Here is a 25,166-nt window from a genome sequence, read left to right as displayed (position 1 = left end):
TAAATTTTAAAAATCCCCCTAAATCCCCCTTTGTAAAAGGGGGACTTACGCGAAATAAATAGAAGTGTGGGAATTCCCCTCTTTGTTAAAGAGGGGTTAGGGGAGATTCAGGAAATGAATGTATGAAAATTAGCGAAAATTGGCTACGCACGTGGGTTAACCCAGCCATTGACAGCGATACTTTATCGAATCAACTCACGATGCTGGGTCTAGAAGTTGATGATATGTCACCAGCAGCAAAGCCATTTACAGGCGTTGTGGTGGGTGAAGTCTTAACGGTTGAACAGCATCCAGATGCAGATCGTTTACGTGTGACTACGGTAAATATTGGTTCAGGTGAGCCGTTGCAGATTGTGTGTGGTGCGCCAAACGTGCGTGTAGGTATGAAAGCACCTGTGGCAACCATTGGTGCGGTATTGCCAGGCGACTTTAAAATCAAAAAAGGCAAACTGCGTGGTGTGGAATCACAAGGGATGCTCTGCGGCGCATCAGAAATTGACCTTGAAGATAAACTTGATGGTTTATTGGAACTGCCTGCAGATGCACCTGTAGGTGTGAATGTACGTGAATATCTTGATCTAGATGACCATGTCATTGATATCAGTATTACTCCAAACCGTGGTGATTGTTTCAGTATTCGTGGTATTGCCCGTGAAATTGGGGTGATTAACCAATTGCCAGTGAATACACCTGACATTCAGGCAGTAGCGGCAACTATTCAGGATGAAAAAACTGTACAAAGTTTGACGGAAGGCTGCCCACGTTATTTAGGTCGTGTGATTAAAAATGTAAATACCAAAGCCGCTACACCTGAGTGGATGGAGCGCGCGTTGGCACGTTCAGGTATCCGTCAGCACAGTATTTTGGTTGATATTACCAACTATGTCTTGATTGAATTGGGTCAGCCAATGCACGCTTTTGATGGTGCTAAAATTCAAGGTGGCATTCAAGTTCGTCAAGCGACTGCAGCAGAAAAATTGGTGCTGTTAAACGAGCAAGAAGTTGAGCTGCAAGATGATGTGATGGTGATTGCCGATGACGCAAAAGTATTGGCGATGGCGGGCATCATGGGTGGTTTATCTTCTGCGGTAAGTGATGAAACCACAGAAATTTTCCTTGAATCCGCTTTCTTTGCACCATTGCATATCGCAGGTCGTGCACGTCGTTATGGTTTGCATACCGATGCCTCACAGCGTTATGAACGTGGTGTCGATTTTGAATTGCCATTATTGGCGATGAACCGTGCATCACAACTGATTGCAGAATTTGCTGGCGGCGAATTTGGTCCAATTACAGTGGCAGAACAAGCAGCACAATTGCCAACACGTGAAGCAATTGCGTTAAATCAAGCGCAAGTCGATCAGCTCTTGGGTTATCACGTTGATGCTACATTTATTGCCGATGCTTTAACTCGTTTAGGCTGCGAAGTTACTGTTCAAGCTGAAGGTCAGTGGAGCGTTGTACCACCATCACATCGTTTTGATATGGCAATTTACCAAGACTTAATTGAAGAAGTTGCTCGTATTCACGGTTATGACAACATTCAAATCAGTTTGCCTGTGATTGATGTGCAATTAGCAAAATACCAAGATCAGTTTGAAGTTGCGCAATTACGTCAAACCGCAGTGACTTTAGGTTATCAAGAAGCAATTAGTTTTAGCTTTGCCGATGCAAAATTGGAAAAACAATTAAACCCTGCAGTGAATCCGTTGGCATTGGCGAATCCAATTTCAAGCGATTTGGCAGTAATGCGCTCAACGTTGTTATCCAGCTTAATTCCATGCGTTCAGTACAACGTGAATCGTCAACAAAACCGTGTGCGTTTCTTTGAGTTGGGTTTACGTTTTGATTATCAACATGCAGCAAGCATTCATGACTTGAAGCAAATTCCAACTTTGGCATTGATTGCGGTGGGTGCTAAACATGCAGAATCTTGGCATGCTAAAGCTCAGCCTATGGATTTCTTCGATTTTAAAGGCGATATTGAAGAAATTTTAGCTGCAGGTCGTGTGCAGGTAGAGTATGTTCGTTCAGAGCGTACTTGGTTGCATCCTGGACAATCTGCTGAAATTTTGGTAGATGGTCAGTCTATTGGTTACTTTGGTCGTTTACATCCATCTTTAGAAGATGAGCTGGATTTAGGCACGGCTTGGGTAGCAGAACTCGATCAAACAGCAGTTTTGCAAACTTATGTATCTAATTTTACAGAATTATCACGTTTTCCATCGGTTAGACGTGATATTGCGCTTTTAATTAGTGATAAGATAAATGTAAGCGAAATTCAGCAACTTATTGAAAAAACGGGTGGAGCGCTGTTAGACTCAACTTGGTTATTCGATGTGTATACTGGACAAGGTGTTGAACAAGGCAAGCGTTCTTTGGCTTTTGCTCTGTTATGGCAACATCCAACACGTACACTTGAAGATGCTGAAATTAAATCTGGTATGGATAACATTCTGCAAGTGTTGGAAAACACTTACCAAGCGACATTGAGGGCTTCATGACAGCATTAACAAAAGCAGAAATGGCTGATCATTTAAGTGAGCTCACGAGTTTAAACCGCCGTGAAGCGAAACAAATGGTCGAGTTATTTTTTGATGAGATCAGCCAAGCACTGATCTCTGGCGAGCAAGTTAAACTTTCAGGGTTTGGGAACTTCGAGTTACGTGATAAACGTCAACGACCTGGTCGTAACCCGAAAACAGGCGAAGAAATTCCAATTTCAGCCCGCCGTGTAGTCACATTCCGCGCAGGGCAGAAATTCCGCCAGCGTGTGGGAAATGAGCAGATCGATTGATCTGCTTTTTTTTATGCTTTTTAAAAGAGATTTTAGAAAGACGCTGTGATTTAGCAAGACATAGTGATTGATCTTGCAATTGAGAGACTTGAATCAAACTATGGATATGAATGAAAACACTGTAGAGCTGAACAAGACGCTACCTAAGAATTGAGCGTGGAGATGAGAAACCAAAAGGTTATATCGAAATAAATGCCGAATGGGGTTAAGTGTTTTGGTTAAATGCTTTTATATGCTGAATCATCTACTTGAAAAAGATGGATTGAGCGATTTGGAGATATTGTGCTGAGTAAAATAAATTTTAGACAAAATATTCAGAAATAAAAAAGAGAGCCATCGGCTCTCTTTTTGTACTGCATAATCGTATCGATTATTGAGCAGCAGCTTCAGAAGCAGCAGCAGCAGCGTCTACAGCAGCATCAGCAGCGTCAGTTGCAGCAGCAGCAGCAGTGTCAGCAGCATCAGTAGCAGCGTCTACAGCAGCTTCAGCGCCAGAAGCAACTTCTACAGCAGCAGCGTCAGCAGCAGCTTCAGCTTCAGATGCAGCTACAACAGCTTCAGATGCAGCAGCGTTAGCGTCAGCAGCAGCTTCTTCAGTTTTTTTAGCACAACCAACGAAAGCTAAAGTAGTAGCAACTGCAGCAGCAATAGCGATTTTTTTGAATAACATGGCATCACTCTCTAAAATATGAGATTAAAAAAAACCGACGTTAGTCTGTTGTATGCTTTTATTATTCCTAAATTTTGTTAGGCACTAACAACGCAGGCGCAGTCTAACTGGTCTGCGAATATGCTATCACTGCGCTTTTTGAATTGCTACTAGGTTGATTGAAAAAAAGGCAAAAAAACGCGAAAAATACGTGCTTTTTTAACAGAAAATAACAATTAATTTGGCATTTTAGATTGGAGAGTTGCACGGTAACTGGCTAAAAACTAAAAGGTTTTTACTAAATATTTTTTTATAATCATTTACTTAAAAATAAGTTTACATATACCGCGTGCAATTGTGTCTTTATGTAAATTTTGTCAACCAAATAAAAAAGCCATCGTTTTAAGATGACTTTTTTAGGTGTTCTAATATTTATAGCCGTTTAATTGGCTGCTTTACGTTTCATTTGATCAAAGAAGTCGTCATTAGTTTTGGTTTCTTTCATGCGATCAAGCAAGAATTCCATTGCTGCCAATTCATCTTGAGTGTGTAACAATTTACGCAAAATCCAAACTTTACGCAAATTATCTTCACTCATTAAGCGCTCTTCACGACGTGTACCTGATTTTTTGATGTTCATGGCAGGGAAAACACGTTTTTCTGCAATACGACGGTCTAAGGTAATCTCTTGGTTGCCTGTACCTTTAAACTCTTCGTAAATCACTTCATCCATTTTACTGCCAGTTTCAATCAGTGCAGTCGAAATAATGGTGAGTGAACCACCTTCTTCAATATTACGTGCAGCACCAAAGAAGCGTTTTGGACGTTCTAAAGCGTGCGCATCAACACCACCTGTTAAAACCTTGCCTGAAGAAGGTACGACAGTGTTGTAGGCGCGTGCCAAACGGGTAATCGAATCCAGTAAAATCACCACGTCTTTTTTATGTTCAACTAAACGCTTGGCTTTTTCAATGACCATTTCTGCAACTTGAACGTGACGAGCAGGTGACTCATCAAATGTTGATGCAATCACTTCACCGCGCACGGTGCGTTCCATTTCAGTCACTTCTTCAGGGCGTTCATCAATGAGAAGTACAATCAAGAACACTTCTGGGTTGTTACGAACAATCGACTGAGCGATGTTTTGTAGCAACATGGTTTTACCCGCTTTAGGCGGAGCCACAATAATTGAACGCTGACCTTTACCAATTGGCGCAACCAAATCTACCACACGTGCAGTTAAGTCTTCAGTTGTTCCATTACCTAACTCCATCACCAACTGTTCTGTTGGGAAAAGCGGGGTTAAGTTTTCAAATAAGATTTTATTACGTGAATTTTCAGGGGTGTCATAGTTAATTTGATTGACTTTGAGCAAAGCAAAATAACGTTCGCCTTCTTTTGGTGGACGAATCGTACCTGTAATGGTGTCACCCGTGCGCAGGTTAAAGCGACGAATTTGCGAAGGGCTGACATAAATATCATCTGGGCCAGCAAGGTATGAACCTGCAGCTGAGCGTAAGAAACCAAAACCATCAGAGAGAATTTCTAGAACGCCATCACCAAAAATCTCTTCACCATTCATGGCATGGCGCTTTAAGATGGCAAAAATAATGTCTTGCTTGCGGTTACGCGCCATTCCTTCAAGGCCCATAAACTCGGCAATCTTGATGAGTTCGCCAATCGGTTTTTTCTTGAGTTCGGTTAAATTCATAGAGGTTCTGATAGAATTAAAATTCTGGGGTACAGGTTAGAGAGGGAGCAACATTTAGCCGCATTCATACAATAAAATGAAAGCAATTGTATTTGCACAATAACGATTCAGAGCACTGATTCATTGTTTGATTGAAAAATGTGAAAAACAATTTCTGTTGCCGAGCGGCATTTTTGTGTTGTGTCTTTTCAGAAAGAGGATGAAAGATCCTGCGTTTCCTGAGCATGCAATATAAGAGAGAAACGTCTACTTGTCAATTTGTAGGCAAAAAAAATACGCCAATGCGTGGCGTATTTTTTTCATCATCTCTATAAATAGACGATGGATCCATCGACTTAGATATTTTCGTCAATAAATGCAGTCAATTTAGATTTAGGTGCTGCACCGACTTGCTGTGCAACCACTTCACCATTTTTGAACATCAATAATGCTGGAATATTGCGGATGTTGTAGTTCACTGCAGTTTGTTCGCAAGAAGTTACATCAACTTTTACAATTTTAACTTTGCCTTGGTATTCGTCTGCAAGTACTTCAAGTACAGGTGCAATTGCTTTACATGGCGCACACCAGCCAGCCCAGAAGTCAACCAATACAGGAGTATCTGATTGAAGAACATCTGCTTCGAAGTTTGCATCAGTGGTGTTTACGATGTTGCCAGACATGGATTACGCTCCAAATAATTTTTAAGATAGCTTTAGTTAGTATTACATAGCCATCTTGAACAAAGTAGGGGAATCTGTGGATTTTCCATTCAAAATACAAATTTGTCTAATTGATCGTGACGATAACGCTAAACGAAAATGCTAATTCTGTAACACAATTGTCATATATGCAGAAAATTTAAATAGTCGTCAAATTGTGCTGATAAATGGCTTTTAAATTAGGTGTATGTGAATTACTCTAGGCACAATTCTATCTAGGTTTGTTTGAAGAATGTCTGATTTTTTAATTGATGAAGAGTTACTCGCAGCCATCGATATGGGGTCGAATAGTTTTCACTTGGCAATTGCACGGGTGGATCATGGTGAAGTAAAAAAAGTGGCATCAATGTCAGAAAAAGTACAGTTGGCCGCAGGTTTAGATGAAAATAAGAATTTGACCGAAGCTGCTCAACAACGTGGTTTGGCATGTTTGGCGCGTTTTGTAGGACGTTTAACTGCGGTGCAGTCAAATCGTTTGCGTATTGTGGCAACCAACGCATTGCGTCAGGCCAAAAATGGACATGAATTTATTCAAAAAGCCGCAGAAATTTTGCCTAAACCTATTGAAATTATTGCAGGGCGTGAAGAAGCCCGTTTAATTTATTTAGGCGTATCGCACACGATGGCAAATAGTGGTCGTCGTTTGGTAATTGACATTGGCGGTGGTTCGACAGAGTTGATTATTGGCGAAGAATTTGAGCCAATTCATACCGAATCTTTACAAATGGGCTGTGTGGCCTATACCAAAGCCTATTTTGCCGATGGTGAAATTAGCAAGAGCAGTTTTGAAAAAGCAGTGGTTGCAGCGCGTAAAGAACTGTATTCGATTGCCAATACTTATAAAGAAGCAGGTTGGGATACCGTTGCAGGTTCGAGCGGTACCATTAAAGCCTGTCGTCAAATTACGGTAAATATGGGCTGGAGCAATGAGCAGGAAAATCTGACTCGTGAAGGTTTAGAAAAACTCAAAGACCGTTTGCTCAAGTTTAAACACGTATCAGAAATGGAATTTGATGGTCTAAAAGAAGACCGTCGAGCAGTTTTGCCAGCAGGTTTGGCAATTTTATATGCGGTATTTGATGTATTAGATATCGATAAACTGGTGTATTCCGATGGGGCTTTGCGTGAAGGCGTAATGTATGACTTGTTGGGACGTTTCCAGCATGAAGACATTCGTGATCGCAGTGTACAGGCCTTGATGGGGCGTTATAATTCAGACCCTAAACAAGCGGGTCGGGTAGTAAAAACTGCACAGCATTTGTTTGATAGTGTTGCTGAAGCTTTAAAATTAAATAATGAAGATAGTGATTTATTGCGTCGTGCGGCATACTTGCATGAAATTGGTTTAGCCATCAGTCATAGCAGTTACCATCGTCATGGTGCATATTTATTGCAACATTCGGACATTCCGGGTTTCTCGCAAATTGACCAAAACTACCTCTCACATTTGGTTTCCAACCATCGCAGAAAATTGCGTCAAGACGCGAAAACAGAAGCGCTGAAAGCCGGCGGCAATAAAATTGTCTATTTAAGTTTGCTGCTGCGCCTTGCAGTTTTGGTCAACGCAAGTCGTAGCGATGCGATGCTTCCTGCCATTGAATTAAGCATCCGCAATGCGCAACAATGGCAGCTCAGCGTGTCGGGTGATGCCAAACAATGGCCATTGCTTGTCGCTGAATTGCACGATGAACAAGTGCAATTCAAGAATTGGGACATTGAATTGAATATTCAGTCGGAACAATTTGTCGATTAAGATTTGGTTAATTTAGGGATAACAGTCGACTTATGAAAAAAGCTGCTCAATCTAAAGCATGGAAAACCGTGCAAATTGCACGTCATCCTGAACGTCCGCAATTTCTAGACTATGTGGGTGAAATTTTCACTGAATTTGATGCCTTACATGGCGATCGTTTATTTGGTGATGATGGTGCAATGATCGGTGGATTGGCACGCTTTGATGGTCAGCCTGTCATGGTGATAGGTCAACATCGTGGTCGCAGTACCCGCGAAAAATTACAACACAACTTCGGGATGTGTAATCCAGAAGGCTACCGTAAGGCACAGCGTCTTATGGATATGGCAGAGCGTTTTAATCTGCCAGTTTTCACTTTTGTTGATACCATGGGTGCATACCCAGGTGTAGGTGCAGAGGAACGTGGTCAGGCAGAAGCGATTGCGACCAGCTTGGCACAACTGTCGAACTTAAAAGTACCTGTAATTGCTACAGTATTGGGCGAAGGTGGTTCAGGCGGTGCGTTGGGTATTGGTGTGGCTGACCGTGTGGTGATGTTGTCACACAGTATTTACTCTGTTATTTCGCCAGAAGGCTGTGCGTCTATTCTGTGGAAAACTGCAGAAAAAGCCGAAAAAGCCAGTGAAGCATTGGCATTGACTGCAGAAAAACTGCAAAAGATTGGTATTGTAGAATACGTGGTTGATGAAGGTGAGGGTGCGCATTTAAACCCTGAACAAGTCATGCACAGTCTGAAAAATGTGTTAAAAGAAGCTTTGGATGAATTGCAAGCGATGGATGCAACACAACGATGCGAAGAACGTTACCAGCGTTTAATGAAGTTTGGCAGCGACAATTTAGGTCTAGCGTCTTAAGCCAATTACAGGCTTTTTCTGCACAGACAAAATTTTTAATCGGATGTAGTGGCGGCATGGATTCCATGCTGCTACTGCATCTTTTGTCGTTTTTGTGCCCTGAAAAAGTACGCGCGATTTATATTGATCACCAATTGCAAAGTCCAAGCGCAGCGTGGGGCACATTGGTGCAAGCCACCTGCCAAAATTTAAATGTGCCGTGTGTGCTGCAAAAAGTCAGTGTGTCTGAGGGTAATTTAGAAAATCAGGCACGTCAGGCGCGTTATCAGGCCTATATGCAGCACTTAGATAGCAACGAAGTTCTAGTATTGGCGCATCATCAGCAAGATCAGGCAGAAACCGTATTGCTGCGTTTGTTTTCAGGCGCAGGTGTGCAAGGACTTGCTGCCATGCAAGCTGTCGATGTGCGTGATGACATCAGTATTTGGCGTCCGTTATTGGATATTTCGCGTGAGCAGATTTGCCAATGGAGTGCTGAATTAAAGCTCGATTATGTGCAAGACCCAAGCAATCAGGATGTGCATTATGACCGAGCTTGGGCAAGAGAAATATTGTGGCCTGTCGTGCAACAGCGTTTTCCTAAAATGCAGCAAGCTGTGACGCGTACTGCAAACTTGATGCAAGATACTGAAAACATTTTGGCAGAAGTTTTGGCGCAGGATTTAGCTGCATGTGGCACAGACTCGCAGTTGAATTTAATTCAGTTACAACAATTGTCTTTGTCACGGCAACGTCAGCTATTATCGGCATGGATGAAAGGACAAGCGCAATATCGTCCAAGTTTTGATATGGTCGAGCGTTTGCAGCGAGAAGTGATTCAGGCCAAAGCTGATGCGCAAGCGGCGTTACATTGTCAGGATTATTATTATCTGCGTTATCAGCAACAATTATTTCGTTTGCCGAAAGCGGAGTATTTAGCTGCAGAACATTTTGAGGCAGAAGAACAAGTGTTATGTTTGCAGGCAGATCAGACTTTTCAAGTGTGGTCTGGCTGTTATCAACTGCAACAAGCCAAAGTCGGTTTATCTGCAACTTTGCTGAATCGTCCGTTAACTTTACGGCCACGTTTGGGTGGTGAAAAAATTCATTTGTATGGTCGGGTGGGCACATGGCCACTGAAAAAAGCCATTCAGGAAGCACAAATTTTTCCGTGGACGCGTCATACAATTCAAATATTAAGCCTAGATAATGTTATGCTAGGCGTTTTTAGCCCCAAAGGCTTTTGGCTTGCACAGTCGGACTATTGTGTCGCAGATGGATGGCAACCGAATTTAGTCTCTTAACGACAAAGAACTCAACGAAGAGCGTGAATCATGAGTGCAGTATTGAATTGTAATATTAGTTTCATTGGCGGTGGCAACATGGCGCAAGCCTTGATTGGTGGTTTGATTGCCAGAGGTTTGCCGCCAACCCGTATTACAGTTTCAGACCCTGTAGAACAAGTGCGTGAATTATTAAAAGAAAAAGATGTGCATGTCACTGAGGATAATTTGGCCGCGATTGCAGATGCAGATATTGTGGTATTTGCAGTCAAACCACAGGTTTTGGCACAAGTATTGCGTCCATTGCACGGTCAGTTTGAAGATAAACTGGTGATTTCGATTGTTGCGGGCGCAGAAATTGCCACGATTTCTGAGTTATTACGTACAGAACGTGTAGTGCGGGTAATGCCAAATACGCCTGCTTTGGTGCAAACAGGTGCACATGGTTTGTATGCAACCGAACAGGTCAATAGCACTGACCGTGAATTGGCAAGTCAGGTTTTGGCAGCGACAGGTTTAACTATTTGGGTAAACTCTGAGGCGCAAATTGATGCTGTGACTGCAGTATCTGGTTCAGGGCCAGCATATTTCTTCTATTTGATGGAAAGTATGATTCGTGCAGGCAAGAACTTAGGTTTAGATGAAAAAGTGGCGACAGCACTGACGTTACAAACTGCTTTGGGTGCAGCACAAATGGCAATTACCAGCTCGAATACACCTGCAGAATTACGCAAAAATGTAACTTCACCAAATGGCACGACCCAAGCGGCAATTGAAGTGTTTGATCATGCGCAAATTTCACAAAATATTCAGGCGGCATTGGCTGCTGCTAAAACGCGTAGTCAAGAATTAGCGCAAGAGTTGAGTGATAGTATTTAATTATTGAAAAACAATGAATTTAAATTTTAGGAAAGTTTAAGTATGGGTGCAAATTCTGCGCTAATTTTTGGCATTATCATTAACGTAGCGATTTTGCTCGTATTCTTCCGTTTCTTAATGCAATTGGCAGCGGTGAGTCCTTATAACCCTGTGGTGCTTTCAACCATTAAAGCCACCAAAATTGTAGATGTATTTGGACGTATTTTTCCAACGGTTGGCAAAGGTCGAGTTAACTCTGCAGCCTTGGCTTTGTTGGTGGTGTTGTATCTACTCAAAATTTTTGGTGTTATGTATCTCAATGGTGCGATGCCGAATAGTCCAATTCACTTACTGATTCTGACTTTTGTGACCATGATTCAGGATTTAATCCGTTTCTGTCGTTATTTGATTTTTGCCACCATTATTTTGAGTTGGGTGGTGATGTTTACTCAATCTCGTGGCCCTTATATTGAGGTGATTCAAGAGTTGGCAGAGCCGTTATTAGCACCATTTCGTCGTTTATTGCCGAACATGGGCATGATTGATTTGTCGCCAATTATTGCATTTTTGGCTTTATATATCGCTGAAATTATTATGAATCAGGTAGCGATTGTATTGCTGACTGGCTTATAAGTCGCATTATCCTAAAACATTAAAAAGGACTCAAATCGAGTCCTTTTTTTGTAGTTTAAGTTTGGGCTGACGACCTTAATGAGTCTTCAGAAATACAAATAACCTGCATCTTGACCTCCTTCTAGGCGAAGGAAGGTGCTGAAAAAAGAGAGCGCAACGACTTTAGTGCGCTTCATCCCAGTTATTGCCTTTTCCGACTTCCACCACCAATGGTACAGAAATTTCCACCACAGATTGCATGACTTCTGCCAACTTCTGCGCGAGTTCATCTGCCGCATCTGCATCGACTTCAAATACCAATTCATCGTGTACTTGCAGCAACATTTTGGCTTGCGCTTGCGGTAACATTTTGTCGACTTCAATCATCGCCATTTTAATAATATCAGCTGCAGAGCCTTGTAATGGCGCGTTAATTGCCGCACGTTCTGCCGCTTTACGTACCATCATATTACGTGCAGCAATATCTGGCGTATAGAGGCGACGACCTAAAATAGTTTCTACAAAACCTTGTTCTAGCGCGACTTGGCGGGTACGTTGCATATATTCATAAATGCCCGGATAACGCTGGAAGTATTGCTTGATGTAGTTTTGTGATTCTTCACGGGTAAACCCAAGCTGACGAATTAAGCCAAATTCCGACATGCCGTAGAGCAGACCGAAGTTTACAGCTTTGGCCTGACGACGCTGATCTGAGGTTACGTCTTCTAAGGCAATACCCAAGACTTCTGCCGCAGTACGGCGGTGCACGTCTTGTCCATGGTTAAAGGCATCGAGTAGGGCATCATCTTGTGAAAAATGTGCCATTAAACGCAATTCGATTTGCGAGTAGTCGGCTGCCAACAACACGCGACCTTCAGGTGCGACAAAGGCTTTACGAATTTGACGACCAATTTCGGTACGAATTGGAATGTTTTGTAAGTTTGGATCAGTAGAAGATAAACGCCCTGTTGCAGTCAAAGCTTGGTGATAACTGGTATGCACTCGATGCGTATCGTTGTTGGCTTGTTTCAGTAAGCCATCGGTATAGGTGCTTTTGAGTTTAGATAAACCACGGTAGTCTAAAATTAAACTACTGATCGGATGCTCAATTTTTTCCAAAACACTTTCACTGGTACTGTATTGACCTGTTGCGGTTTTCTTGCCGCCTTTGAGTCCGAGTTTATCAAACAGGATTTCGCCCACTTGTTTCGGTGAGCTGACATTAAAGTTTTCACCTGCCAATTCTACAATTTGGTTTTCCAAATCTTGCATGGTTTGGGAAAAATCGACACCCAATTGATCTAAAAATTTCAGATCAAGCTGAATGCCATTTTCTTCCATACTGGTCAGCACACGCGCCACAGGCATTTCGATGTTGTGCAAAATATTGACCAATTCAGGATGCTTTTGTAGCTTCGCAGACAGCACTTCATATAAACGATACGTAACATGCGCATCTTCTGCAGCGTAGTGCGCAGCCGTTTCAATTTCAATTTGATTGAAAGTTTTTTGCTTGACGCCTTTGCCTGCAATTTGCTCATAAGATGTGGTCAGGTGGCTTAAATATAAGCGTGCCACATCATCCATGCCGTGACGGGTTGCGACAGAGTTAAGCACATAAGATGCCAACATGGTATCGAAATACCAACCTTGTAAATGAATACCGTGATTTTCAAGCACATGCGCATCATATTTTAAATGATGCCCAATTTTATCCACCGCATTATTTTCTAAAATAGGTTTGATTTGTGCCAAAACCTGATCACGGTTGAGCTGCTGTGGTGCGCCCTCATAATCATGCGCCAAAGGTACGTAATAGGCATCTTTGGCATCGAACGCGATAGAAAAACCAACAATTTCTGCAACGCGATAATCCAGACTGGTGGTTTCTGTATCAAAGGCAAAACGCTGTGCAGTTTGCAAGCGTTGCAGCAAAGCATCCCAATGCGCCTGATCTAAAATGGTGTGGTATGTTGCTGCACCGAGTTGATCATCAACACTGCTTTGCGTGGCTTGATCTTCAGTTTCAATTTCATTGGCTGTCGGTGCGGCGACTGTTTTTGCAGCTTGTTTATAATTGCTGTTATTTGGATTATTTGGATGATCGAGCGATTGTAATTGATTACGGAATTCTAGCTCGGTATATAAATTGCGTAAGGCTTCAACATTAGGGTCTTGTAGTTTTAGATCGGCATAACCAAAGTTCAGATCAAGGTCACAAACAATGCTGGCGAGTTGATGATCTAGCGCGATGCCATCGGCATTGTCTTTAATATTTTGTCCGACTTTGCCTTTAATATGATCGACATTTTCTAAAATCGCACCAATCGAGCCATATTCGGTCAGTAGTTTTGCAGCAGTTTTGGCGCCAATGCCGGGCACGCCCATAATACCATCGGAAGCATCACCCATGAGGGTCAGATAATCAATAATTTGATGCGGCCATACGCCAAACTTGTCAAATACAGCCTGAATATCCATTGGCTTTTCTTTGAAGCTGTCTTCAAGGGTAACTTTTTCAGTCACCAACTGCGCCATGTCTTTATCGCCCGTAGAAATCAGTACTTGCTGTCCTTCGGCTTCGGCACGTTTGGCTAAAGTTCCAATAATATCATCGGCTTCTGCGCCTGGTAGCATGTAAAGTGGAATACCCAAAGCACGAATTAAAGCATGTAAGTATGGAATTTGCTGAGAAAGTTCCTCAGGCATACTTGGGCGGTCACCTTTATAAATTGGCGATAGTTCGTGACGGAAAGTCGGCTCAGGCGTATCAAAAATTACCGCCATGTGAGTAGGCTGAGTACGACGCATCAACTTTTGAATCGCAGAGATCGCGCCACGAATAGCATTGGTATGTAAACCAGTTGACGTGGTTAATGGTGGTAGTGCGTGAAAGGCACGAAATAGAAAATATGAGCCATCGACCAAGACAAATGGTGGCATGGATTGATTCCTTCTGCAAATAAGCAGTTTATTGTACGTGATTTTTGCAGTTGTCGCAGAAACTGATTTTTAAGGCAAGTGTTGCAGACGCACAGTTACCGAATTGCTGATGAATCCTGATTCAGAATCGTGCTGTCTGTTGTATGATCGGAGCCATGACAATATCAATAAAATGAAGAGCAATGCAGACAGGGCAGAATGAAATTCGAATCATTTGGTTCATGCTATTAATCATAATTTCAATTGGCGCATGGTGGCTCGGTGTGCCGATGCTGAGTTATATCTGTGCAGTTGCTGCGGTGGTCAGCGTGATGTTTTTTGTGGGACGAGTGCAGAACTCACTGGAACAGGTTGTGGATGCACAGTCACAAGTACAACGCCAAAGCTCTAAAACTCCTTTATATATCGCCGCTTTTATTGCTTTTTTAGGAATATTGCTGGATTGGTATTTACTGACATCTATTGCTTTAAGTGCATGGATTTTTATGTTGTTGCGATGGTTGCAGCGTTTGGAGCAAGGACTGTATCAATTACAGCAATTACAAAGTGCCGCTAAGCTTCAGGCGCATGCTCAAAAGAGCTATCCTCAAAAGACCAATGCTCAAGAGAAAAAGGTTCAAACGCAATTCGCAGAGCATATTTTAGCCAATACATCTGAAGTTGATGCAAGTCTTTCATCAGTTAAGGCAAATGTGGATGATGGTGTTATATCAACCGCTTCTCAACCTGAAACCATCGCTATTCAATCTGATTCCACATTATCGAGCGAGCCGAATTCTGTTCGGGAACAAGCAGCTCAAGTTTCTTATCCATATCAAGACCAAGAGTATCTACATCAAGAATATTCAGCTCCAGATTTAGCCAAATCCTCAAGGTCTGTTGCACCTTTTGCAACTCAGTCGCGCTCATCAAGTAACAGTTTATTGCAACAAGCTCAATCATGGCTGATACATGGTAATCCTGTATTAAAAGCAGCAATTGTAGTGTTACTCATAGGCGTGGTGTTACTGCTACGTTTTGCTACTGAACATTGGCAATTTAGTTTGGCAGTGAAACTTTTGTTCGTTGCTGGCGTGAGTGCAGCAGTGACAGTATTCGGTTATCTGTTACGCAACAAAAATCGCAGCTTTGCTTTGGGTGTGCAAGGTTTGGGGTTGGCTGGGCTGTGTCTGACCTTATTTTTTGCCTATTACAATTTGGTCATTCCAAATTTAGCTATCGCCAGTCTGTGTTTTATTGTGGTGATGTTGCTCACGCTCTGGCTGAGTTTAAAACAACAATCAGTCGAACTTGCCCTCATGGCAATGCTGATTGCGTATTTCGCACCGTTTACTTTACCTGTTCGTAATGCAACAGCCATTGAATTTATTGCCTATTATTTGCTGATTAATATTTCGGTTGCCATTTTAAGTAGTTTACGTCCGTGGAAATATTTAAATCAAATTGCGTTTTTAATGACGGTTGTGGTGGGTGGCAGCTATGCCTTTTATCATGGTTATATCTTTGAACGGCAGGTGCTAACGCTTTTAGTTTTGGCGCATGCGGCTATTTTTATTTGGTTGGGTTTTCGCTTTAGTCAGCTTTTGGCACAGGAAGATGTCGCCACGTTTCAGCTGAAACCTATTTTAGACCTTGCCTTGATTTTTGGCGCACCCATTGTCGGTTATGCCTGTTTATATCTGATGTATTTTGAAGAAACAGCAGAGCAGGCAGCCTTTAGTTTGTTATTTGCGGTGGTTTTTGCAGGTTTGTATTGGCTGACCAAACAGCATCGGCAGACACAATTTATTGCACAAAGTTATTTCAGTTTGATGCTGATTTTTAGTGTGTTGATTCCACCTATTTTACTGCCTGAACAATGGAGTGTCATTGGTTGGGCATTACAAGGCGTGGCTGTGTTTATTTTTGCCTTTATTCAATATTCTAAAATTAGCCGTTATTTGGCACTAGGTTTGTTTGCCGTAGCGGGCTTATCTGGGCTGTATTATTTAGTAGAGTTGCCTTATTTCGAGCGCAGTATTTATTGGGTACTGAGCCTAAGTTATGCCACGGTTGTGGTGTTTTCCAACAGCCGTGCAGCTTTCAGACAACAACTGAGCACAGCAACCACGAGCGTACTGTGTTTAATGATGTTGTCTGCAACCAGTTTATGGCTATGGTTAGGTTTAGATTACTTTGATGGAGAACTTGCAACCGTACAGACGCTTTTGGCGGTGGTGGTCATTTATTTACTTATCAACGAAGTACTACTTTCTCGTCAAGCGACATGGTCATGGCTATTGCCCAAATGGTTAGGTCTAACGCCAGTTTCGCTCACTGCAGCAGGTTTATTATTCAGCCGTAGCTATGATGGAGCGGTGCATTGGGTTTCGGGTACTGAACGTCTGCTATTTGCCTTGTTTGCAGGCGTGCTCAGTGTGTTGTGGTTGCGTCCTTTATGGACTGTCCGCAGCGACAAAGAATGGCTGAGTTTAGGACTGTTACCCATTTTGGCGATGGCGAGTTTAACGCTGTTACCACAGCATCCGTATAGCAGCGTGGTGATTTTACCATTGCTCTTTGCGGCGTGGTGTTGGTGGCAACAACCGGATTCAGATTGGCGCAAATTTTGGTATGCGCGTAGCAATTTAATCTTCATGTTGATGTGGATGCTATGTTCACAACTGTTGACTGAACACGCATTTTACGGCTATGTACTGCCTATTTTGAATCCATTTGATTTGGTCAGTATAGCCATGTTGGTGGCTATTTTGTGGATGTTGAATCTGCAACGCAAAACCCATTTAGACCAAGGCTTGGCAGCGGTAATTATGGTCTTGAGTTTACTGTGGCTAAGTAGTTATGTGCTATTACGTGCCTTACATCTGTATTTGGGAACGCCAATCAACCAAATTGCTGTTTGGCAAGATGCCACTGTGCAGCTCAGTTTGACCTTGCTTTGGGTGAGTTTGGCTTGTATCGCCATGTGGATTGCCAGTCTGAAACAATTACGTGCCTTGTGGATTTTAGGCAGCAGTATTTTGGTGATTGTGATCTTAAAATTGGTGCTTTTAGATTTATCTAATATTGGAACTTTAATGCGCGTGCTGTCATTCTTTGCTGCAGGTTTAGGTATGCTACTGATTGCATATATTGCCCCAATTCCCGAGCCAGATCTCGTAAAAAACAACACTTCGCCGTCTTCCAAAGCTTGAGCAGATCCTCAAGTTTAGTTAGAGGCAAAGTGTCGAAGACTGAAACGATTACTTTAAGTCAGGTTCTCGTTTCAGTGCTTGGGCATTGGCATATTGATCAAGTTCTTCATTATTTAAAGGGCGCGATAAAGGATGATCAACAAAACCCATTTTGGGTACAGGAATTTCGATTTGGTTGTCTAGGAAACCATTACGGATACGTTCCTGCATTTCATCACGTACCTTTAAAAAGTTTTCTTGCTGACACCACACCGCAAACAACAATTCAATTGAAGATTCACGGAAAGCTGTAACTGTCACCGCGGGTTTAGGGTCAGACAGCACGAGCGGATATTGATTGGCGACACTGAGCAACACTTCACGCACTTTAATAATATCTTCGTGAAAATTAATCGCGAGGGTAATGGGCACACGTCGGATTGGAAACTTGGACAAGTTATGCACGGGTGCACGAATCAATTGTTCATTGGGTAAACGCACATAAATATTGTCTTGGGTCAGCAATTTAACTGAAAGTAAGTCAATTGAGATCACTTCACCTTCAATGGTGTGTCCGCGAATCAGGGTGATTTGAATGGTATCGCCCACTTCAAAAGAACCTTCGCCAATCAGGAACATACCACTAATTAAATTGGATGCCGAGGTTTGTGAGGCAAAACCCAAAGCCACGGTTAAAATACCCGCTGCACCTAAAAACACGCTGAGTTTAAAGCCTGCTTCTTTCAGGCTCGCCATCACAAACAGCAGGAAAATAAAGTAAAAAATCCCGCGTCGCCAAACTAAGCGTTGATGCGCATTAAAACGTGCGCCAATAGTGCGTACAAAAGTATTGGAAACAAAACGTGCAATTAAGAAACCAATCAAAGACAATACAATTGCGACCAAAATTTCGGTCAGACGATCTGTATTGATACTGGTAAAAATTCCTTTGAGGCTGTTGGTGATTTCTTTGGAAATATTGGAATCTGCCATAACATCCTCTTAGAAAAATGAATCAAACATATTAAATAAAGCACCTGCCGTTTCACGCGGTGGTTGCAAATAGGTCACTTCACCTGCATGTGGCGGGGTGCGATTTTCAATCCGAATTCGTGGCGGGCGGTCTAAACCTTCATGCATCACTTTAATTTGTGAAGTCCATAAACGACCTGTACTTTCGCTGAAAAATAAAGGCAGTGCAGGCACAGGCACATTCATTCGGTCAAAACGCAATTGTTGATTGCTGGTGTTGTGAAATTCAATCGGCGTGACGGCACGAAATGCACGTGGTTTTAATTGATGTAATTCGGTACGGCCATCGACTGCTGTGGCATAGCAAATTTCACCTGTACGATGATTGGGGCCAAACCAAGTATCTTTCGGGCGAATAATCGGCAAATCAAAAATGGGTTCACGTTGACCATCGACAAAGGCAGACATCCACAACGGTGTGCTGATATACAAGGTGCCGCGTTGCCCCGCAGGAATATAAATTGGATCGACAGGTTTAATCACCACTGAACGGTCTGCCAAACGAGGCATGAGCTGTAATTTACTTTGTGTAGATTTGAACATATAGCGTTCAATTTTCACAGGTTGTGGAAAGGCAAATTCAGGATCATCAATGTTATGCCATTGCTGTTCATAATCGTATTGAACCTGCGGGCGATAATATTCCAAACGCCATTCTTGCATACCACGGGTCAAACGTACTAAGAGTGAGCCAAATTGCCACGTTTTAGGACGATTGAGCTCAAACTCATAGTCACCCCACCATTTTAATTTAGCCGAATCAGTTTCTGAAATCTCATGATTTTGTGACAATGGCCTATCCCTTTCTTGATAAATCAGCGAAAACAGACTTCACGCTGTCATACGCTTAGAGTACACTCAAATTAAATTTTTTCATCATTATTATAATCGCTGATGCAAGTACTGAAACAATTACAAATACCGTATAGCTTTGCCAAACGCCATGGGGTGTTAATTCGTTATGAGGGCGATCATGCCTTTATTGTACGTCGTGAAAATACGCCGATGCTTGCCATTCAGGAGGCGCGTCGTTTTTTGGGGCATCCTGCACAGCATCAACTTTGTAGCGATCAGGAATTTCACCAATTATTAAGCAGCAGTTTTGCAGGTGATACAGGCGAGTCGCAGCAAGTCGCTGCGGGATTGGAAGATCACCCTGACTTGCTTAGTTTGGCAGATTCAGTTCCTGAAGCAGAAGACCTGATGGATCAGGAAGATGATGCACCGATTGTACGTTTAATCAATGCTTTACTGTCTGAAGCGATTCGGGTTGGCGCATCGGATATTCATATCGAATCTTTTGAGAAAAAACTGTCAGTCCGTTTGCGGGTCGATGGTCAGTTGCGTGAAATCGTGCAACCGCGCCGTGAACTTGCGCCTTTATTGGTGTCACGTATTAAAGTCATGGCAAAACTGGATATTGCCGAAAAACGTATCCCTCAAGATGGTCGTATTTCGCTCAGACTAGCAGGTCGTGAGGTCGATGTACGTGTGTCAACGCTGCCATCTTCGCATGGTGAGCGGGTGGTAATGCGTTTGCTGGATAAGCAAGCAGGTCGTTTAAACATGACGCACTTGGGGCTGATGCAAAATGATTATGAGCGCTTAAAGCAACTGGTACATCGACCACACGGGATTATTTTGGTTACAGGGCCGACAGGTTCGGGTAAAACTACGACCTTATATGCAGCTTTGTCAGACCTGAATGACGGTTCTAAAAATATTTTGACTGCAGAAGACCCGATTGAATATCAACTTGAAGGGATTGGGCAAACACAGGTCAATACCAAAGTGGATATGACCTTCGCTCGTGCTTTAAAAGCCATGCTGCGCCAAGACCCAGATGTGGTGATGGTGGGGGAGATTCGTGACTTAGAAACCGCCGAAATTGCAGTGCAGGCTTCCTTAACTGGTCACTTGGTACTGTCTACCCTACATACCAATACGGCCATTGGTGCAGTCACCCGTTTAAAAGATATGGGAATCGAGCCGTTCTTGCTGTCAAGTTCATTAATTGGGGTGATCGCACAGCGTTTAGTGCGCACCTTATGTTCGCACTGCGCCACATGGCATGCTGCAGATGACTTTGAACAAGAACTCTTTAAAAGTGTGACCGATGCAAGCGATTTAAAACTTCCGCAACCGAAAGGCTGTGAACATTGCTCACATACAGGTTTTACTGGGCGGACTGCAATTTATGAAATTGTCCCTGTGGATGAAGCAATGCGCCGTTTGATTCATGGCAATGCCGCGGAATATGAACTGGAAGATTATGCACGACAGCAATCAGGTTCGATTCGTGAAGATGGATTGCGTAAGGTATTGGCAGGTAAAACCACTTTGGAAGAAGTGCTGCGCGTGACCAATGAAGCGGCTGAATAGCTAAAAAGTAAGGTTAAGATAAGAAATACAAAGAGTTGATCACTATATTGTTGATCAACCCTTTTTATTGAAATTCAATTTTAAAATTGCAATAAACGACGATGCTGCATTAACGGCATCGACTCTCGAATTTTGCTTTGTTCATCTAAATCAAAGGGCACTGTAATCAGTTGCGTACCTTCGTCTTGCACCATTGACAATAACTGTCCGCGTGAATTGGCAGCGCCTGAATGTCCCCAAGTCTGACGTTTTTCACCATGCCAACCTTGTTGGGCTGCACCTAAAACCTGACATTGACTGTCCATGCCACGCGCCTGCAAGAGCAATTGCCAATGCATTTGACCTGTGGTGTAAGTAAAAGCCGATGGCGCAGTTAAAATATTGGCGCCTTGCGCACGTAAAGTTAAGGCCAATTCAGGAAAGCGCAAGTCATAACACACCATTAAGCCAATGTTGCCAAACGGTGTTTTCGCCACAACGACTTCAGAGCCGGGTTCAAAAAACTTAGATTCCTGATAACCACCAACAGAGTCACCAACTTGCACATCAAACAAATGAATTTTGTCATAACGTGCTTCAGTTTTTTCTGGGCTAATACATAAACTGACCGTACGCACACGACCATCTGCAATTGTTGAACCATCAGGGCGATATGGGCAGGGCAATGTACCCGCCACAATCCAGATTTGATATTGATGTGCAAGCTGTTCCAAACGCTGTTGAATACTTTCAAACTGTGCCGCGGTTTCGCATTGTTTGCCTGCTGCAAAGCAAACAAAGTTTTCTGGAAAAACGATCAGTTCTGCACCATCGGCTTTACTTTGTTGAATCAATGTTTCAATGATTTTGAAGTTTTCCTCAATATCATTTTGTGAGTTCATTTGAGCAACAGAAAGTAAAGTCATCAAAGCATTCCTGAGTGAAGATCAAGCGTTCTGCTGATTTTGCTCAGCACATTGATCGAGATTATCTTGTTCTTTTTGTAGCTGTTTCACCAAAGGTTCGAACATATTTTGGTTGTTTTCATTCAGCTTCATGAGGGTTTTATGGGCATCTAATACCGTAGTGAGCATATTGCTATGCGTGACGTGTTCTTCTACCAGCTCACGCGTGCAGACAGTTGGGTCACCACAGTAATTTAAAATCACAAACACCTGTCCTAAGCCCATGCTATTGGCGAGCGTAGTAATGTCTGGATTAGTAGATAGCATAACTGCTTGAATGTTATGGATTTGTTTCAGTTTTAAGCCTAGCTTGGCCAATACACCTAAAACTGTACTGTCAATAAATGTAGTTTGGGTTAAATCTACAATTGCACCCACCACATTAGATTGCTGTTCAATTTTACTGAGTAGTTTGTCTAGACTAATACAAGATTGGGCACGCACTTCGCCAAAAAGCTTAAAGATATGCGTTCCATTCAAACTTGCATATTCAACATGACCTGTTGACATATAAATGCCATTTGCAGAGAAGGATTAGATAATTATCCCATAGCGACTATATAGACTCAAGTGGCTTACAGTCGTATATCTTGGGTTGAGAAGTTAACTGGCTGATTTATTGGTTATTTTGTTCGACACAAACTCAAGATCGCAATATCATCTGCTACATGATCGGGGGCTTGGAATGATTGATTTTGCAAGTGAAAGACCAATTGTTCAAACTGTTCATTCAAACCACCACTATAAGGTTCTAACGCACCATCGGAGCAGATAATAAACCGCGCCTGTTTATTTAATACGCACTCAAATTCCTCAACTTCTAAATCTTCAGTCAGTCCCAAAGGAAAACTACTGGTATTTAAAATTTTAGGTGCTTGATTGGGTTCGATAATAATGGCAGGTGGATAATGCCCCGCACTCGACCAACGCAGTTCGTGGGTTTCAATATTTAAAATCCCACTAATCATGGTGATATGCTTTTCAATATTTTCTTGAACCAACATGCCATTCAGCTTCTTAATCAGTTCGCGTGGTGTTTTGGAGCGACCATGAAATGCAGCCATCCAAGACGTTAGTAAACTACTAGTTACACCATGCCCAGAGACATCGGCTAAATAGAACATGATTTCTTTATCACTGATTTTCCAGTAATCAAACCAATCGCCTGACAAATAAGCCGAAGGCTTAAATAACGTATCTACACGGTAGTTGCACAGTTCGATAGGATTGGGCAGTAATTTTTTTTGTAGTTCAGCAGCTGAAGGTAAGTCGCGGCTGTCTTGATTGCGTTTATATTGTGCGTCTATTTTGCGTAAGGCTTGTGGTGGATTTTCTGGTAAACGACTCCACAACCAACCTGCTAAAGCGCCTTGTTCCCATGCTTGCACCAATGCTGTGCCTTCATCTTCAAAGGCCAATACAATCGTGGGTAAATTCCATTGATGTGTTAAATAATCTTGCACATCGGCAATTGCAATAATGGTTGGGTCATACAAGCTGATGTCATCTATGTGAATCATTTGCACACTAGGAAGTGTGTCGAGCACCTGTTCTAGATATGGAATATCACGTGTGGGTTGAATGAAATACATAGAGTTTTGTGTTGACCCTGAACCTAAACAAAGCGTTACTATAACAATGCCTGAATACTCAAGGAAAGTAAAAACTCACCTTGAGTAAAATGTTTTACAAATTATTCTTTGCTTTCTTCAGGCAGGTTTATTTCTTCTTGATCATCAAAAAGTTCTTCGGTTTCATCATCTACAAACGAAATACTGTCGGCATCGAGTCCTTTCTTTTCCGCAATTTCAAAGTTTTTACGTTGCAAGTAAATATCCCGAATCGCGGCATATTTATCGCCCTGTAATACTTGTTCTACATCCAAGAGTTGCGAGCGCGTATCTAGGCCGCGCATAACTTGCTCCGACCAATATAAACGGTCATTGCCATCTAAAATGTATTTTTGTGGACGTGCCTGACCATCTACAAGTGTGCCGAAACCATCACGGAAAGTACTTGGGCCGTAAATTGGTAGCATGACATAAGGCCCTGAAGGGACACCGTAGTAGCCCAAGGTTGTACCAAAATTTTCTTCTTCCGTGTCTAAACCTAAACGACGTGCAGGGTCAGCCATGCCTAAAGTAGTAATCGTATTTAAACTAAAACGACCTAAAGTTTTTGCGGCACGTAAAGGGCGGCCTTGAATCAATTGGTTAACCGCATTCCAAGGTTCGCCCAAGTTTTTTCGGAATTGACGATATGACCCGCGCACTTCACCAGGGACTTTCTTTGTATATTGAACCGCAAGTGGACGCGCGATATTACGATCTAACATATCGTTGAATGCATAAATCTGACGGTTCAATGGTTGCAGTGGGTCTTTGACTTCATCGGGTTGTGCAGCATTTGCATTCACTTTTAAATCTTTGGCTTTTACATTTTTTAATTCTTTAAGCGCATTCAAACGACTACTTTTAGTTTCAGAAGATGAATCTGCCGCAATAACTTCAGTAGTTTCTTCTTGAGCAACTTCTTCAGTAGAAGGCATTGTCGCATGTGTTGAGGTAATGAATCCTAAAGAAACAAGGCACACCCAAAGATATTTTTGTTGATACATAAAGAATCCTAGCGCTTAAATCTGAGTAAGCAAAAGCTGTTAAATCGCCGATGGGTATATAGTAACAGTTAATTGAAACGATGTATTAAAGCAAATTTGCTCAAAATGTGTGTAGAAAAAGCAAAAATGAACAAAAAATAAACACCCGATATATTTCTTTTGAAAAAAGTCTTGCAAGGTAAAATATTTGCCCTATAATGCACATCCATCGGCGGTGATGAGGATTAAAACTTCTGATAAAACAATAACTTGGTTAAGAGTGATTGAGTTGGGTTTTAGAAAGAAAGTTTAAAATAATTTAAATTACCAGTTGACACTTTAGAAATAAAGCGTAATATAGCCGACCTAGCTTGATGCTGACGAAGCATCGAGAAGATCATTAAGAGATTATGAAGAACAACTTGTGTGGATTTTTACTGATTGATTGATCGAAAATATTTCATTGATTGATTGGTTTAAATTACTCGAAGTTTATTTGAGCGAAATTTAAGTCAGAAAATTGATGAGCCAGATTTGGAAGTTTAGATTAAAACTTCAAAATGATTTTAACTGAAGAGTTTGATCATGGCTCAGATTGAACGCTGGCGGCAGGCTTAACACATGCAAGTCGAGCGGGCGAGGTTGCTTCGGTAACTGAGCTAGCGGCGGACGGGTGAGTAATGCTTAGGAATCTGCCTATTAGTGGGGGACAACATTCCGAAAGGGATGCTAATACCGCATACGTCCTACGGGAGAAAGCAGGGGCTCTTTATGACCTTGCGCTAATAGATGAGCCTAAGTCGGATTAGCTAGTTGGTGGGGTAAAGGCCTACCAAGGCGACGATCTGTAGCGGGTCTGAGAGGATGATCCGCCACACTGGGACTGAGACACGGCCCAG

19 protein-coding genes and 1 rRNA gene are annotated in these 25,166 nt (G+C 42.3%); 10 read left to right on the top strand and 10 right to left on the bottom strand.

Annotated elements, in window-relative coordinates; all coding sequences use genetic code 11:
• The first annotated feature begins 122 nt into the window (after positions 1-122).
• Together pheT and FTU71_RS07555 are read left to right on the top strand one after the other, a co-directional pair.
• Positions 123-2,504, top strand: coding sequence for a phenylalanine--tRNA ligase subunit beta (pheT, locus tag FTU71_RS07560; RefSeq protein WP_104852457.1), 2,382 nt, complete (start codon positions 123-125; stop codon positions 2,502-2,504).
• Positions 2,501-2,797, top strand: a complete 297-nt coding sequence (locus FTU71_RS07555) for an integration host factor subunit alpha (protein WP_004649746.1) — start codon at positions 2,501-2,503, stop codon at positions 2,795-2,797. Before pheT ends, FTU71_RS07555 begins: the two co-directional genes overlap by 4 nt.
• Before the next feature lie 370 nt (positions 2,798-3,167).
• On the opposite strand, the gene FTU71_RS07550 is transcribed toward FTU71_RS07555, so the two are convergent.
• The 3 genes from FTU71_RS07550 to trxA all read right to left on the bottom strand — a co-directional run bounded on the left by FTU71_RS07550 (position 3,168) and on the right by trxA (position 5,819).
• Entirely contained in the window at positions 3,168-3,467 is a 300-nt protein-coding gene (locus FTU71_RS07550) for a hypothetical protein (protein WP_131260745.1), read from the bottom strand.
• 421 nt (positions 3,468-3,888) lie between these two features.
• Positions 3,889-5,157 carry a transcription termination factor Rho gene (rho, locus tag FTU71_RS07545; protein WP_004975162.1) on the bottom strand — a complete coding sequence of 423 codons (1,269 nt, stop codon included), beginning with the start codon at positions 5,155-5,157 and terminating at the stop codon, positions 3,889-3,891.
• A gap of 335 nt (positions 5,158-5,492) precedes the next feature.
• A complete protein-coding gene (gene trxA / locus FTU71_RS07540) occupies positions 5,493-5,819 on the bottom strand; it encodes a thioredoxin (protein ID WP_004975164.1) in 327 nt (108 codons plus the stop codon).
• Between the two features lie 271 nt (positions 5,820-6,090).
• Between trxA and ppx the strand changes: the two genes are divergently transcribed.
• The 5 genes from ppx to FTU71_RS07515 are packed head-to-tail and all read left to right on the top strand — an operon-like array spanning position 6,091 to position 11,218.
• On the top strand, positions 6,091-7,611 hold the full coding sequence (gene ppx / locus FTU71_RS07535; protein ID WP_179993935.1) for an exopolyphosphatase: 1,521 nt from the start codon (positions 6,091-6,093) through the stop codon (positions 7,609-7,611).
• Between the two features lie 32 nt (positions 7,612-7,643).
• The gene (locus tag FTU71_RS07530; RefSeq protein WP_180111763.1) at positions 7,644-8,465 is read left to right on the top strand and encodes an acetyl-CoA carboxylase carboxyltransferase subunit alpha; all 822 of its coding nucleotides are present in this window, start codon (positions 7,644-7,646) and stop codon (positions 8,463-8,465) included.
• Positions 8,402-9,748: a tRNA lysidine(34) synthetase TilS gene (tilS, locus tag FTU71_RS07525; protein WP_104852453.1), complete on the top strand. Its 1,347-nt coding sequence runs from the start codon at positions 8,402-8,404 to the stop codon at positions 9,746-9,748. The genes FTU71_RS07530 and tilS overlap by 64 nt, the downstream gene beginning before the upstream one ends.
• Positions 9,749-9,778: 30 nt before the next feature.
• The gene (proC, locus tag FTU71_RS07520) at positions 9,779-10,606 is read left to right on the top strand and encodes a pyrroline-5-carboxylate reductase (RefSeq protein ID WP_096902428.1); all 828 of its coding nucleotides are present in this window, start codon (positions 9,779-9,781) and stop codon (positions 10,604-10,606) included.
• 42 nt (positions 10,607-10,648) lie between these two features.
• The gene (locus FTU71_RS07515; RefSeq protein ID WP_004975174.1) at positions 10,649-11,218 is read left to right on the top strand and encodes a YggT family protein; all 570 of its coding nucleotides are present in this window, start codon (positions 10,649-10,651) and stop codon (positions 11,216-11,218) included.
• 162 nt (positions 11,219-11,380) lie between these two features.
• Here the strand turns inward: FTU71_RS07515 and polA are convergent, their stop codons facing one another.
• The gene (gene polA, locus FTU71_RS07510) at positions 11,381-14,140 is read right to left on the bottom strand and encodes a DNA polymerase I (protein ID WP_180111761.1); all 2,760 of its coding nucleotides are present in this window, start codon (positions 14,138-14,140) and stop codon (positions 11,381-11,383) included.
• 182 nt (positions 14,141-14,322) lie between these two features.
• Here polA and FTU71_RS07505 point away from each other — a divergent pair, with 182 nt between their 5' ends.
• The gene (locus tag FTU71_RS07505; RefSeq protein ID WP_179993938.1) at positions 14,323-17,334 is read left to right on the top strand and encodes a DUF2339 domain-containing protein; all 3,012 of its coding nucleotides are present in this window, start codon (positions 14,323-14,325) and stop codon (positions 17,332-17,334) included.
• 48 nt (positions 17,335-17,382) lie between these two features.
• Here the strand turns inward: FTU71_RS07505 and FTU71_RS07500 are convergent, their stop codons facing one another.
• Positions 17,383-18,306 carry a mechanosensitive ion channel family protein gene (locus tag FTU71_RS07500; protein WP_096902425.1) on the bottom strand — a complete coding sequence of 308 codons (924 nt, stop codon included), beginning with the start codon at positions 18,304-18,306 and terminating at the stop codon, positions 17,383-17,385.
• 9 nt (positions 18,307-18,315) lie between these two features.
• Positions 18,316-19,137, bottom strand: coding sequence for a hypothetical protein (locus FTU71_RS07495; protein WP_004975182.1), 822 nt, complete (start codon positions 19,135-19,137; stop codon positions 18,316-18,318).
• A 102-nt stretch (positions 19,138-19,239) separates the two neighbouring features.
• Here FTU71_RS07495 and gspE point away from each other — a divergent pair, with 102 nt between their 5' ends.
• Positions 19,240-20,727, top strand: a complete 1,488-nt coding sequence (gspE, locus tag FTU71_RS07490; RefSeq protein ID WP_004975184.1) for a type II secretion system ATPase GspE — start codon at positions 19,240-19,242, stop codon at positions 20,725-20,727.
• 80 nt (positions 20,728-20,807) lie between these two features.
• Here the strand turns inward: gspE and FTU71_RS07485 are convergent, their stop codons facing one another.
• From FTU71_RS07485 to FTU71_RS07470, 4 genes are all read right to left on the bottom strand, one after another.
• A complete protein-coding gene (locus FTU71_RS07485) occupies positions 20,808-21,632 on the bottom strand; it encodes a carbon-nitrogen hydrolase family protein (RefSeq protein WP_004975186.1) in 825 nt (274 codons plus the stop codon).
• A gap of 21 nt (positions 21,633-21,653) precedes the next feature.
• On the bottom strand, positions 21,654-22,181 hold the full coding sequence (gene gigB / locus FTU71_RS07480) for an anti-anti-sigma factor GigB (protein WP_004975187.1): 528 nt from the start codon (positions 22,179-22,181) through the stop codon (positions 21,654-21,656).
• A 113-nt stretch (positions 22,182-22,294) separates the two neighbouring features.
• Positions 22,295-23,263: an RsbU family protein phosphatase GigA gene (gene gigA, locus FTU71_RS07475; protein ID WP_096902424.1), complete on the bottom strand. Its 969-nt coding sequence runs from the start codon at positions 23,261-23,263 to the stop codon at positions 22,295-22,297.
• 101 nt (positions 23,264-23,364) lie between these two features.
• Positions 23,365-24,288, bottom strand: coding sequence for a VacJ family lipoprotein (locus FTU71_RS07470; RefSeq protein WP_180111759.1), 924 nt, complete (start codon positions 24,286-24,288; stop codon positions 23,365-23,367).
• 546 nt (positions 24,289-24,834) lie between these two features.
• Between FTU71_RS07470 and FTU71_RS07465 the strand changes: the two genes are divergently transcribed.
• Positions 24,835-25,166: ribosomal RNA gene (locus FTU71_RS07465) — 16S ribosomal RNA — on the top strand; the annotation flags it as partial.

Origin of the sequence: Acinetobacter sp. YH12136, assembly GCF_013418545.1 — a bacterium.
Lineage (GTDB): Bacteria > Pseudomonadota > Gammaproteobacteria > Pseudomonadales > Moraxellaceae > Acinetobacter > Acinetobacter towneri.
Note: the sequence above shows the minus strand (reverse complement) of the source record. Positions and strands in the feature narration are given on the sequence as shown.